At 55.7% G+C, this 12,767-nt stretch carries 10 protein-coding genes; 4 read left to right on the top strand and 6 right to left on the bottom strand.

The window, feature by feature from the left end; genetic code table 11:
- Together HDF16_RS27965 and HDF16_RS27960 are read right to left on the bottom strand one after the other, a co-directional pair.
- On the bottom strand, nt 1-710 hold a 710-nt coding region (locus HDF16_RS27965; protein ID WP_221313326.1), incomplete at its 3' end, for a permease prefix domain 1-containing protein.
- Nucleotides 707-1,069: a PadR family transcriptional regulator gene (locus HDF16_RS27960; RefSeq protein WP_184223886.1), complete on the bottom strand. Its 363-nt coding sequence runs from the start codon at nt 1,067-1,069 to the stop codon at nt 707-709. The genes HDF16_RS27965 and HDF16_RS27960, both read right to left, overlap by 4 nt.
- Before the next feature lie 470 nt (nt 1,070-1,539).
- On the opposite strand from HDF16_RS27960, the gene HDF16_RS27955 reads away from it, so the two are divergent.
- Nucleotides 1,540-1,953 carry a hypothetical protein gene (locus HDF16_RS27955; protein ID WP_184223884.1) on the top strand — a complete coding sequence of 138 codons (414 nt, stop codon included), beginning with the start codon at nt 1,540-1,542 and terminating at the stop codon, nt 1,951-1,953.
- 92 nt (nt 1,954-2,045) lie between these two features.
- Here the strand turns inward: HDF16_RS27955 and galA are convergent, their stop codons facing one another.
- Nucleotides 2,046-5,057, bottom strand: coding sequence for a beta-galactosidase GalA (gene galA / locus HDF16_RS27950; protein WP_184223882.1), 3,012 nt, complete (start codon nt 5,055-5,057; stop codon nt 2,046-2,048).
- Between the two features lie 510 nt (nt 5,058-5,567).
- Here galA and HDF16_RS27945 point away from each other — a divergent pair.
- Nucleotides 5,568-6,890 (top strand): glycosyltransferase, encoded by a 1,323-nt coding sequence (locus HDF16_RS27945; RefSeq protein WP_348641457.1) that lies wholly within the window; start codon nt 5,568-5,570, stop codon nt 6,888-6,890.
- Nucleotides 6,891-7,096: 206 nt separating this feature from the next.
- Here the strand turns inward: HDF16_RS27945 and HDF16_RS27940 are convergent, their stop codons facing one another.
- The 3 genes from HDF16_RS27940 to HDF16_RS27930 all read right to left on the bottom strand — a co-directional run bounded on the left by HDF16_RS27940 (nt 7,097) and on the right by HDF16_RS27930 (nt 11,186).
- Nucleotides 7,097-9,124, bottom strand: coding sequence for an FkbM family methyltransferase (locus HDF16_RS27940; RefSeq protein ID WP_184223878.1), 2,028 nt, complete (start codon nt 9,122-9,124; stop codon nt 7,097-7,099).
- A gap of 816 nt (nt 9,125-9,940) precedes the next feature.
- Nucleotides 9,941-10,117 carry a hypothetical protein gene (locus HDF16_RS27935; protein ID WP_184223876.1) on the bottom strand — a complete coding sequence of 59 codons (177 nt, stop codon included), beginning with the start codon at nt 10,115-10,117 and terminating at the stop codon, nt 9,941-9,943.
- A gap of 19 nt (nt 10,118-10,136) precedes the next feature.
- A complete protein-coding gene (locus HDF16_RS27930; protein ID WP_246410363.1) occupies nt 10,137-11,186 on the bottom strand; it encodes an ABC transporter permease in 1,050 nt (349 codons plus the stop codon).
- Between the two features lie 68 nt (nt 11,187-11,254).
- On the opposite strand from HDF16_RS27930, the gene HDF16_RS27925 reads away from it, so the two are divergent.
- Together HDF16_RS27925 and HDF16_RS27920 are read left to right on the top strand one after the other, a co-directional pair.
- The gene (locus HDF16_RS27925) at nt 11,255-11,629 is read left to right on the top strand and encodes an HU family DNA-binding protein (protein ID WP_184223874.1); all 375 of its coding nucleotides are present in this window, start codon (nt 11,255-11,257) and stop codon (nt 11,627-11,629) included.
- A gap of 105 nt (nt 11,630-11,734) precedes the next feature.
- Nucleotides 11,735-11,944 carry a DUF2934 domain-containing protein gene (locus HDF16_RS27920; RefSeq protein ID WP_184223872.1) on the top strand — a complete coding sequence of 70 codons (210 nt, stop codon included), beginning with the start codon at nt 11,735-11,737 and terminating at the stop codon, nt 11,942-11,944.
- Nucleotides 11,945-12,767 lie beyond the last annotated feature (823 nt).

Raw genomic sequence — 12,767 nt, 5'->3', positions numbered from 1 at the left:
CCGCGCCCCGGTACGGCATCATCCGCAGGCAGGATCGACCGGCCCAACATGGGCTTGATCTCGAGAGCCTTGTAATAGTTGCCGGAGACAAGTTGCCCCCTTGTAGGCTGCGCCTGCCCATTTGCGGTTACGTTCAGCTGGGGGAGCGGCTTGGCGGCGAAGATCTCCAGTCCGGAGCGGTTGTTCTCCACCAGCTGCCGGTAGAACGGGTACGCCACCGAGTCCATATGATTGCGTCCATCGTCGTCATGGAAGTTGCTGCCCCAGCTGCCATGGATGACTGTAGGGCTCTTTCCCACTGCGTAGAACATGTGAAGCTCGCGTGGTCGAGGGACGGCGAGCCGCTCGTAAAGCATTTCGTTGGCGACAGAAAAGATCGCTGTGTTGGCACCGATCGCCAACGCCAGCGAACTAACGGCGATCGCAGTAAAGCCGGGCGATTTTCGCAGCAGTCGGACAGCGTAGCGCAAATCTGCGATCAGGTTGTCGGCCCAGCGAATACCAAGTGCCGCGCGCATGCCGTCCTTGTGAGGCTCGCTCGCGCCAAACTCCAGTCGAGCCTGCCGCGCTGCCTCGCGCGGCGTCCTACCGGCCGCGATCAGGTCTGCGGTGCGAGCATCCAGGTGAAAGCGAATCTCGTCCTCCATCTCTGCCTCCACCCGGCGACGGTTGAGCAGCGATCGAAACAGTAGCTTCACTCGGTTCTTCATCCCGCCACCTCCGCCCCAACCTCAGGCGCGGTTGCCAGCTTGATGATCGCGCCCATGATGCGGGACATCTGCCGCCACTGCTCGATCTCCTGATCAAGTTGCTTTTGGCCGATGGGTGTCAACGTATAGAACTTAGCGCGGCGATTGTTCTCGGATGGTGCCCACTCAGTCGTCAGCGCCCCGGATGCCTCCAGCCGATAGAGCGCCGGGTAGAGCGAACCCTGCTGAATCACTAGCTGCTCGCCGGAGATCTGGATAATCCGCAGCAGTACTCCATAGCCATGCAACGGGCCAAGCGATACCGCTTTTAGGATCAAAAGTTCAAGAGTTCCTTGCAAGAGGTCGACCTGTTTCGACACGCAAACTCTCCTTGATAGTCTAGGAGAAAGGATGAGCCGTTCTTCCTAGACTGTCAAGGAGTGCAGGTCCTGCGGCGCCACCCAGCGTACGCTTACCTTGATTCTTGAAAGTCGGGGTGTCGGCAAGCTGAGGTGTTTAGGGTGACCGGACGGAGCCGGCCGATCTCCTCGGTTGGCTCCAAGTTTCCCATGACGCCGTTTTTGGTGAATAACTTTGTACGCAACAAACGTTGGTCTCCCGAATTCGGTGAGATCAGTAGACTATTGCTGGCGCTGGATGCTGAACGGACCAATTTGGAGACGTAGGCGTTAGGCCTCGGAAAAGAGATGCAGCGCATATCAGCTGTCCAGCGTCTCCAGCCGGTCGAATTTGCCGCAATCCCCGTTTTCTGGGAGTCGCAATCACTTATGGCTAGAAAGTGCCTTCCAAGACATTGCACTTCTGATCTTCATCTGCTTGGATGTACTCGATGGGATTTGCCCGTGATCTAAAGAAAGACATAGAAGCAGCCAAAAAGGTGCGCCTCCCTTGGTGGGCCATTTTGGCATGGGCAGCCGTTTGTTTGCCCGTCGTTTCGCTGTTGAATCACGTTAGCCGACTTGAACTGGCTCTGCCGATTTTGGGCAGCCTTGCAATTTTCCTCTTCCTTCTTGGGCTGAAGTGGGATCTCAAAAGGCGTGTTTGGTTCTGGGCCACCGTCCTTGGTCTGATCATCCTTCATGTCCCCTTGATCTTGTTTGTTCCCTGGACGGCAAAATGGGTTTCGCCGATTGTCACCGGAGGCATCGCATCAGCAGACCTGTGCCTATTGTTCGGCATTCTTTCCGCTGTTGGAAGGCTATTAGATCCGCCGCGAAGAAAAACACGATCCAGTATTGGCTAGGGGTGCATCAAGATTCTTCCCGGAAAGTCGGTGTTTTCGGAAATCTCGATCACTTCGGCGGCACGACGGTCGAAGCTGCTGCTTGCGCGAAACTAACGCTCCGACCGCTGAAGCACCACTGCGACCACCGGAGGCCCGCTCATAGGCGGCACATCGATCGAGGGATCAGACCCATCCGACGCTGGTCCTATCGCGGGTCTTTCACCTCCTGGTTCTCTCTTGCGGGCCAACATTTCGCCGAGCCATCCGAGGTCGATCGTCTTCTGCAATTCCATTCGATTGCCCTTTATGGTACCTACGTAGCTGCCATTCCCAGATTTGAAGGACACATGCTCCCCGTCGACCTTTCCTTCGGTGACTGGACCGTCGTCCGCTCCACCCAGAAAGCCGCCTCCGCCTCCTTCCATCTGTCCGGTGACTGAGTTGCCCTTCTGCACCAACGTAAACACCGAAGCTCCGCTGCCTACAAGGAATGCCATGATGCCAGGTGGAGGCGCTCCCGGTACCGGCCTCCACAACCCAGTAATCCCTTGTCCTTCAGGAACTCTGCGCTCCCACACCGGTACCTGGGGCCGCAACTCGGTCGCCGTCGCCTCAACCGTGACCTTCGCGGGAGTGAGCCCCGGCGAGCTAACTTCAACTGTAATGCGTCCAGATTTCTTCTCTGTCTGCACTAGCCCCATGCAGTAACCGCCAAATGCCTTGCGTGAATCGCCTTTATCGGGCTGCTGGTTGGTCGGGTCACCGTTCCCCGTTCCGATCAGTTGCCCGGCTCCCGAAACCTTGAACTTCAGGTCATTTTCGGTAATCGGGATAACCCGTCCTTCTGCGTCGCGTACTTCCACGGCAAACATCCCGACATCCTCTCCATCCGCTTTCAGCGTCTGGCGGTCCGCGGTAAGCACCAGCGTCTTCGCGGTTCCCGTCGTCTCGCGCTTCGCCATAAGTGCCACCTCGCTGCCTTTGAATCCGCGAGCTTCGATCACTCCCGGAGCGTATTTCACTATCCAGTCGACATGACCATCGCGCGGGACATCCTTAGCGCCAAGGCTCTTCCCGTTCAACAGGAGTTCCACCCTGTCCAGGTTCGAGTACACCCGAACGGAGATCGTCTTGCCTTCATAGTCCGGCCAGTTCCAGTGCGGAAACAGGTGAAGCACGGGCTTTGAGGTCCACCAAGACTGGTAGTAATAGAACGAGTCTTTGGGGAAGCCGCATGTGTCGATAATCCCGTACTGCGAGCTGATGTTGGGCCATCCATTCGGGGAAGGCTCGCCCCGATAGTCAAATCCGGTCCAGACAAAACCGCCTGAAACCCAAGGCCTTGCATTGCAAAATCGCCACCATCCTTCTGCAGAGGCCCTTCCGCTCGTCGTGTACGGATCGTAGGAGGAAACGAGCCCCTTCGCCTTGTCCGTCACATAGATTCCACGTGTGCCAACCGCGCTCACGGTCTCCGTCCCCATCACTGGACGATCGGGATGTTCCTTGTGATACGCCTCCGCCTGCGGGTCCATGTAGTTGTATCCAATTACATCGAGTACCGCGAGGCCGCCCTTCCCGATCGCGCCTGTCGGCGCAATCGAAACCGGACGGGTTCCATCCAAAGCATCAACGTGCGCCTTCATGGCGGACAGAATGGGGACACCGCGCTCTCTGTTCGCCATTCCCTCTTCATTCCCCATAGACCACATGAAGATACTTGGCCGGTTCCTGTCCCGCCTCACCAGATCGCCAAGCTGATTCAGCCCCTCATCGTTTGAAGACATCATGCGGGTCTCATCGAAGACCAGCATCCCCAGTTCGTCGCACGCATCTAGGAGCTCAGGTGTCGGTGGATTATGCGAGGTTCGCAGAGCGTTGCAACCCATCTCCTGCAACTTGCGGACCCGGTAATACTGAACCGCGTCGGGTACTGCCACACCCACCCCGGCATGGTCCTGGTGATTACAGGTACCCTTCAGCTTCAAGGCGCTTCCATTGAGAAAAAAAACCTTCTCTGCATCGAAGTGCGTCGTCCGAATTCCAAACCGGGTCTCGTAACGATCGACCCTCACTCCACCGGTTTCCAGTTCCGTAACCATCCGGTAGAGATGCCTTTGCTCAAGCGACCAAAGCATCGGGTCTTTCACCACGATCTCCTGGGTAAACTCATGCTCCCCTAACGCAGCAATTGAGATCGCGTCCGACCGTGATCTGCCCACGACTTTGCCTTCGGGATCGAGGATCGATGCAATCGCACGTATGGTCCGATTCTCTTTCTCACCATTCGCGACCTCGGTACGAATCGCGAGCGTGGCTGCCCCATCACTAACCTTCGCGGCCACGAAGGTTCCCCATTGCTTCACATGCACCGGGCTCGTCTTCACCAACCAGAGATGCCGGTAGATCCCGGCCCCCTCATAAAACCATCCGTCAGTGGAGGTGGCGTCAACCCGAACCATCAACACATTCCGGCCGCCTGGATTGGCGAACGCAGTTACATCGAAGCTGAACGGGTCATATCCGCCCTTGTGCGTTCCTATATAGAAATTATTGAAGACCACCATGCTTTCGCGGTAGGCACCGTCAAACTCGAGCGTAAGCAGCTTTCCCGCATCTTCCGCCGGCAGCTCGAACACTCGCCGGTACCAACCAATGCTCGTTTCTGGGTACTTCCGGCCCAGTGGATAAAATCCCTTGCTCTCGAGCGCCCGGTCGTTGGTGAAAGGCAGCTCGATCGCCCAGTCGTGCGGCAGATTGACCGCCTCCCAGTCGCCGTCATCAAATGCCACAGACCCCTCGGGCAGGAAATTCCCGGTCTTCTGAAAGTTTCCCGCACGAGCCGTTCCGAACCCGAAGTCCTTCTCCGGGTCATTCGCGTTTCCGAGATGAAATCGCCATCCGAAATCGAGTAGTAACCGCTCTCTTGCCGATGTGCCTGGAGCAACTGCTGACTGATCCTGGGTCGCTCCTTCCGGGCCGAGCGGCTGACGATCCGCCACAGGATCAGACTGGCCTTGTGCCGCAGCGACAACCCCCAACGGTCCCAATCCTTGAGCAGCCGCCACCGCCGGGGCCATCAGCCCGGTCTTCAACAAATCCCGCCGCGAGAAATTCTTCATGCGCACTCCGAGTCGAGTCAAGGCTCCGACTGATGCTACGCCTTCAAACCCGATGACAAACATAGTGGCATAAACACATCATGTAAGGCATGCGGCCATGCAAATTCGAGAGATTCGCCCAATCCCGCATCTGGATAGATGTTCGCCCGTACCGACACTTTAATGCCAACGAGTTGGCAAGATCCAGGCCATGCAAAAGTCTTCTACAAAAAGCCGGCAGTGAATCAGCGACTCTGAGCTCCGGAGAGCAGTTTCCCATAAGGCCGTTTTGCGACAACGACAGCGATACTCTGCTCACGTGCGAGAGCGAGATCAAGAGCGATCCACGAGATGGGCTGCTCGGAGATCTAACAAGCACGCCTATGGCCCATTCAATTCAGAGAGTCCAAAACAGAGAGCATTGGAAACCGGACCATTCTGTGTTCAGGCATAGTACTTTCGTGGGAGTACATCGCCGTTCGCGAATCAGTATCCTCAGGAAACGGACTTTACCTTCTTAGTTGCCCTCCCATGCTGACACTTGAACTTTCGATGATAGTGAAGAATGGTGCGGCTAGCATCGCCCGCTGTCTCGAGAGCATGCGTGGCATCGCTGATCGCATTACTATCGGCGACACCGGCTCAACGGACGACACGCTGCGAATCGCGCGATCGTTTGGGGCAAGCATTGTCTCAGTACCTTGGCAGGATGACTTTGCTGCCGCGCGTAATGCGGTTCTCGAACACGCAACCTGCGACTGGATCATCTTCCTGGACGCCGACGAGATGCTCGATCAGGCAGCGGCGCGACAGATTAAATCGCTCACAACCGATTCTAGCGTCTTCGGCTACGATGTAACAACCTGGAATTACGTAATGGACGCCGGCTTCCGGTCAAGCGGCGAGCAAGCCAGGGCTAACCCAGTCATTGCACCGGAAACCGGCGGATACCCTGCCTACTTTCCATCTAGCAACACCCGTCTTTTTCGCCGTGATCCCCTAATTTACTTTGAACACTGCGTCCACGAGACAGTCGCCGACCGGATCGACGAGCTCGGTCTTCACCGCCGGAGGGGGGATTTCCTTATTCACCATTTCGGATACGTAGAGGACACAACAGTACGTCGCTCCCAAAAGGAGAACCTCTACTATAGCCTTGCGCTCAAGAAGGTTCTTGGCTCCCCTGAGAGCTACGAAGCTGTCCTTGGAGCGGGTATAGCGGAACTCGATCACGCCAAACAAGCTGCAACCGCTCTACCGTACTTCGAAAAGGCGATCAGTCTCTGTCCGTACCAACCTGGGGGGTGGGTCTATAACGGCGTCTGCTTGACGCGTCTAGGTCGTTATGATGAGGCACTCCAGCACATTCACCGCGCGACCAGCCTGGATCCGAACCACGCGCTCGCGACCAGCACCCTAGGCGACGTTTATCTCCAGACTGGCGATCACAAAAACTCTCGTCTGGCCTACGAACGAGCTATACAACTTGGCGACGCATCCCCGCTCACACTCGCCAAACTCGGCGCGGCAGAGGTCAACCTCGGCCACAGCGAATCCGGCATGGCCCGTGTCGAGACCGCCCTTAGTCAGAGTCTCGACAATACCGAACTTTACGATATATATGCGACAGCAGCATTTCTCGCGGGACGGCCTATCGACGCTTGCGAGGTTGCCAACCGACGCCTTTCAATGAAAGGCCTATCCGCTTTCAACTTCGTTTTGGCCGCAACACTGCACCTGCATACAAATATGCGCCATAAGGCCCATGGAATCCTTCACGACGGTATACGGCGCTTCCCAGAGGACCCCGAGCTTCGAAACATGATAGCGTCACTCGGCGTCCTTGCTTCCTGAATCAGGGAGTATTAGGGAAGCTAGGTTGGTTTAGATTGTCGTTTTGCTTATGATGTGGCACTGCACCGTTCTAGAACGGCGCGTTTCGGCTCAAGACAACCCTCCTCAGACAGGCCTCCTTGGAGAGAATCTGCCGGGTTCACTGTCACCCCACATTTGCAGCCACGGTGCCAACTAATTAGCAATGACGCACGCCACATAATTCGTCAGACAACACCACACAGAGCGTGTTTTTGAGTAGCCCGGTAGAATGCCAGTTCTTCTTGACCGACGATCGATTCCCGATACCATGGTAGATGCCGGCAGCCATATCTACCACCTACGCGAACGGCGTCAACAAAGGTATTGGGCCTGAAAAATTCTTTATTATAGACAGCAAACGTGGTGTCGAGACCCGCCTTATACACCGGACTGCCGTCTTTGAGAACCCCCAATCTGGTCTCCCAATATTGCCTTTCCCATTCAGTAGCATGATAGGTTTTCCGTTCAATCTCGAACGTGCCCGCATGCATCAGATGGGAGTCGTCAATTCTTAAGGCGAATCCCGCCTTTCCCACTTTCAATTCATTTGTCAGCCGAATGAGGTTGGCTAGAAAGTCTTCGGGCAGCTCGGCATTAAACTCCAGATCTGGATCTGTAATACAAAACAAATCCGGCAACAGGTCGTAATACTCGGGACATTCGACAATCTGGCGGGGCCCTTTGTTCTGTCCTGTTCTGATTACCGATACTTTGTCTTGTACGAGCTCCAGAAACGCTCTCATCACGTGCGATGTCGAATCGTTGTCAACAAGGCAGACATTCCTCATGCCGATGTCACTAAGCTGTTGCAAAGTATTGGCAACGTAGGTTGGATTGTTGAATACAGGAATAAATACTGGGATCTGTGCCGTAAGATGGGCGCCCAAGGTGCGATGAGTTAGCTTTCTCGCGAGCGGAGCTACCGTAGTGTTTACGGGGCCAAGCACGTAGTTTTCCGAATAAATAAGATGAGCAAAACTATGGTGTATGAAGAGTGTGTTGAACTGCTTGTCTCCATACTCGCGGTCGCGATCCAACGGGATGAAGCCCGCTGAAATGATCAACTTCGCTACGTCCGCAGCTTGCTTCTGTCCGCTCCAGAATTCATAGTTTTCTGCCTCGATCAAGATGACCGCAGCTCTCTTCAAGGCGTCCTCGCCGCCCGTCAGCACCTCAAAAGCGGCTCCTTCCACATCGATCCAAAGCGCAGCGTTTCGTTCCAGCATGCCATCGGTCCACTTGGCAGCCATGAAGTCGTTAAGACTAATTGCATCGACTGAGAATTCGCGATATGTTGCGTTTTCGTTCCGCTTCCGCATCGAGGTCTTACCGCTGATCTCTGGCTCGACCGAAGCAAAATCCACCACTTCGCCGTTGGCGATAGTCCGAGAGAGTGTCTTTGGGGCGTAGAGGTTCACCTTTCCCGTAGCATTAGAGACGGCCAGGTTCACATAGTTGACTCCGACCGAGGTCACCACCGACGCAAACCGTCTATGTATCTCCGGATTCGCCTCGAACGCCCACACTTCGCATGTGGGCAGCATTGCCTTAACGCGGCAGGCAGTTGATGCGTCATTCGCGCCGATATCGAGGAATAATTGGGGCTGGATTGAGCGGACAAGACCGAGAAAACGGTCTATGAGAAGTTGATTGGAAGCTGCCCCCGTCGCCCGTGATGCCTTCGCGTTGAGATTGGAGATCAGCAGGTATTCGAGGGCGCTCTCCAGTTTGCGAATCCGCGCTTCCGCGGAGATTTCGCTCTGTTGCACTGGCGCCGAATACGAGCTTTCTGGCTGTAAGTCAAGCAGTTGCAGCCGCTTGAGCTCAAAATTCTTTATCGCAGTGTTCTCTTCCTCGCTCAGATTGTGCAAGTGGCAACTTAGGATCTGAGTGGCTTCGTCATACCGTCCTCGAGCCAGTAGGAACAGCCCTAGATTTACTGACGCGTCGCGATTCGTCGGCGCGAGGGCAAGCGCCCGGCGAAATCCCTTCTCAGCCTCTCCGGGCTTGCCCGCAGCGTGTTGGATTGTCGCCCAATCATTCCACAGCTCTGGGCTCTCGTTTTCACAGATGGCAGAATTGAGGATGCAGATCGCTTCTTCAAAGCGAGATTCTCGGATAAGCCCCGTCAATTCATCCGCCAGTCGGGATACGTCCATCGACTCGGATTGAGGTTCTGCCATCACTACATCGGAATCGATGCGATTCGTCATTGCGTTCATTCACCACCAGCCCGTTTCGGGCATATTCTTGAAGTAGCTCTTGTCCGATCACCCACAGCGAAAGTTGGCGCGACACAGCTTGCTGAGTGCTTGATGAGAACGAGTATGGAATGTGCAATTCTCATGCCAAACCGTTCTCTAAGATCGTTTCTAGGCACAGACAGGCGAAAGTCTGCGTTTGCGGCAATGTTGTCCGTCTGGCAGTCCGGGAGGTCGAAGTTGCCGCTAACGCCGTTTCCCATGAACGGGTGTTAGTCGGCAGATTCCATTCGGCTGTATCATTCCCCCAATGATCGAGGGTGCACCGGCAAAACGAAGGCCTAACCGTATCGGAATCGGTGCGCTCATGCTCATCTTTGGAGCTATCAGCCTCATAACTCTCTACAGACCTTCGCCGGGGATGATGGCGCCTGATAACGGTGTCCAGTTTGCCACTATGCTCGTGGTCGGTTTGTCGCTCGCGCTAGGGGGAGTCGCAATCATGGTCAGTGGCTTCCGACGGAGATAAGCGCCTGCGGACGAGACTCCCGCGAAGTCGGCGTTTGTGGAAAGATCGCCGCTGATAACGTCCGAGCGGGCGGAAGTTGCCGAGAACCCCGTTTTGCAGGATGTTCCGGATAAGATCGTCTCCATGAGCGCACAGCTACTAGGATTCATCGCATGAGTTACGACTTGATGGTTTTTGAGCCAGGAGCTGCGCCTAAGAACCACGACGCCTTCATGGAGTGGTACTTTGCACTGACGAAGTGGAACGATGGACCCTATGACGATCCGACACACACTTCGGCCCATTTGAGCTCATGGGTTCTAGAGATGCAGCGCACATTCCCGGACATGAATACTCCAGAAGCGGAGATTCATTTGCAGGATGACGATGGCGTGCTCGCCGATTACAGCATAGGGCGGCAGTTTGTGTATGCCGAATTCGCCTGGTCTAAGGCTGTTGCCGCCGCTGGCGAAGCGGAGAGATTGGCGAAACTGCATCGTGTGGGCTTCTTTGACGTCAGTTCAGCTGGCGAGGAAGTGTGGCTCCCGGTAAATGGAACGCTAGAACTTGCTCACCAGAAGAAACGTTCATTTCTCGGGCGATTGCGACGAACGTTGGGTGGCAGTTGACCTCATCTCGATTCCTCCCCTGAACTCGGTGTTTTCGGGAGTGTCGTCGAATTGTCGTCTTCCTAAGTCCGGCCGTCCCGTAACCCATGAGGATGAGGCTCTCCGTCAAAAGCTGCCGGATGACATGCCACTGGCCAGCACCGAGGGCGACGCGGGTTGCGAACTCGCGTTTGCGTGCGGAGGCTCTGGCCAACAACAGATTCGCTACATTCGCACAGGCGATCAGCAGCACAAGTCCGACGGCCGACAACATGACCAGCAGCGAGGAACGCGTGTCGCCCACCATGTCCTGCTGCAGAGAGATCACTCCATAAGAGTTTTGTGGTCCGATTGCATTAGGTATGGCTCGCCGGAACTGGTCCGATGCGAGCCTGAGCTGGGCATTCGCTTGTTCCATGGTCACACCCGGCTGCAGGCGTGCCGCCACCTCAAAGTAGTGCGCCATGTCCTGGTCATTCGGTTCAAATTGATAAGGAATCCATAGGTCAGCCGGCTTCTCTGTATAGAAATTGCGGCCGATGATGCCCACGACAAGATAGGGGGTGTTGTCGAGCTGGATTGTGCGCCCCACAAGGTTTTTGTCGCCGCCAAAGCGATGCTTCCACAGCCCGTAGCTCAGCATTACAACATTCCCACCATGCGGGCTGTCTTCCTCCGCGGTGAAGGTACGGCGAGCGATCACTGGCGCAGCGAAGAGCGAGAAGTAGTTGCGGGTAACGTGGATCCCCTGTACCTGCTGGGGAGCTTGCGTCTTTGCCGGGTAGAATTGTGGAATGGCCAAAGGTCCAGCAGCAATCACGTCGCCCAAAGTTAAGAAGCTCGCGCAAAAAGCCTTGAAATCCCCGAGCATGCTCACCACAGAAGAGACTCGGGAGCTCGGCGCGTCGGTCGTGGCTTTCTTGTCGCCGCCAAGAGATATCCCTCCTACGGCTGCCAAGAAGACGCCTGCGAAGAAGTCTCCAGCGAAACGCTCCTAACCGATAACCCAGTACGAAACGAGGATCCATGGCAACGAAGAAAGCTCCAGCAAAGACAGCTGCTCCGGCCGCTAAGAAGGTAACAACCAGCCCAGCAAAGAAGGCTACCACTGCGAAAAAGATGACGAAGGCAGAATGGATCCGTTTCGCCGCGGAGAAGCTCGAACTTACGACGAAGCAATCTGCTGCGTTTACTGAACTGCTGGCTGCAACGGCGATACAGGAAGCGAAGAAGAACGGCGAGTTCACCATCCCTGGCCTCGGCAAGCTGGTGAAGGCACAACGAGCCGCGCGCATCGGCCGCAATCCCCAGACCGGGGAATCGATCAAGATCAAGGCGAAGACAGTCGTCAAGTTCCGTGTCGCCAAGGCGGCGAAAGACGCGATCGCTCCGACGAAGTAATGCCATCCGCTACACCGAACATCATGATCCCTCGGAAGCCTCCGGGGGATCTTTCCTTTGAATTCAACGCTACCTAGAGAGCCGACGCCAAGATCAGGAGATCCTATGTCCGAGAAACCGAAGAAGAAGACAGCACCACGCAAAACTCCAGCCAAGAAGAAGACGGTTCTGCCAGTAGAGTCGTCCCTTGTTCCTCCAACGCATAGAGAGGTTGAATTGCTCGCCTATCAACTCTGGGTAGACCGGGGCAGACCTCACGGTGATGATGCCCAGGACTGGTTACGTGCTGAGGAGCAGTTGAGGCCCCAGCAATAGGCGATGAAAGATCCTGGCGACCTGCCTTTGATCAACCCTGAGCTTCAGTAAGGTTCGCCAAGGACCTGCTCATCGAGACTCGGTGTTCCCGCCAAGGCATGCGCGATGAGGGACGGTTATCCGGATCCAACCACCTTCCCAGGGATCGGACAGGGAAGAGAGAGCCTTGCTTGAGTTTTGGCGTGACCTGCGAATCAAGGTATTTTGCTTAATGGCCCTCACCGGCGGATGGGAGTTGTAGAACCAGAGTGCGGGATGGGTACCCTGAACCGGACCCTCGGTGTACACCGCACGGTTTCGTTCCTGGCATCATTGCGGATACATTACCAAACGAGTCCTGCAGGACGCGCCGCACCCGTAACTGCCCAAGCATTGATGTACAAAAGAACGCGACCAACTTCTGGTACGGTTTGCCCCGCTCAGACACAATTCAAGCCAGACCGAGACCTGCGAGTTGGATCACTTAGTGCCTCTCGAACCCTGCCGCGCGGATGGGATAGGTAATCTTTGGCCGGAGTGTGGGCGACGGACGTCGCGCTCCGAGAGCGATACCTCAAGCAAAAGGACCTCGTTGAAACTTACCTCGCCGCCAAAGTCCGATCAGGAGACAGGCCGATCGAGGAGGCGCAGCGGGGTATCGCTTACGGCTGGTTCTAATATCTGAAGCTGGCGCAGGCCCATCGCAGGCAGGCCATACGCGAGGCTAGAGACTAATCAAGGTGCGCTTTGCCAGCTGCCGCCGTGAATATCTCGCTGACCTAACGTGACATCATGCGTCACTGTTACACTTTTTCAAAAGATTAAAGAAAGCGAATTGCGAAGA

Source organism: Granulicella aggregans, from assembly GCF_014203275.1.
Taxonomy (GTDB): domain Bacteria; phylum Acidobacteriota; class Terriglobia; order Terriglobales; family Acidobacteriaceae; genus Edaphobacter.
This window is presented reverse-complemented; position numbering and strand designations above follow the sequence as displayed.

Bases quoted from the DNA above. Each gene is read 5' to 3' on its own strand.
- HDF16_RS27940 (WP_184223878.1), bottom strand. From the start codon at position 9,124: ATGACGAATCGCATCGATTCCGATGTAGTGATGGCAGAACCTCAATCC.
- HDF16_RS27925 (WP_184223874.1), top strand. From the start codon at position 11,255: ATGGCAACGAAGAAAGCTCCAGCAAAGACAGCTGCTCCGGCCGCTAAG.
- HDF16_RS27920 (WP_184223872.1), top strand. From the start codon at position 11,735: ATGTCCGAGAAACCGAAGAAGAAGACAGCACCACGCAAAACTCCAGCC.
- HDF16_RS27955 (WP_184223884.1), top strand. From the start codon at position 1,540: ATGGGATTTGCCCGTGATCTAAAGAAAGACATAGAAGCAGCCAAAAAG.
- HDF16_RS27935 (WP_184223876.1), bottom strand. From the start codon at position 10,117: ATGCAGTTTCGCCAATCTCTCCGCTTCGCCAGCGGCGGCAACAGCCTT.
- HDF16_RS27945 (WP_348641457.1), top strand. From the start codon at position 5,568: ATGCTGACACTTGAACTTTCGATGATAGTGAAGAATGGTGCGGCTAGC.
- galA (WP_184223882.1), bottom strand. From the start codon at position 5,057: ATGAAGAATTTCTCGCGGCGGGATTTGTTGAAGACCGGGCTGATGGCC.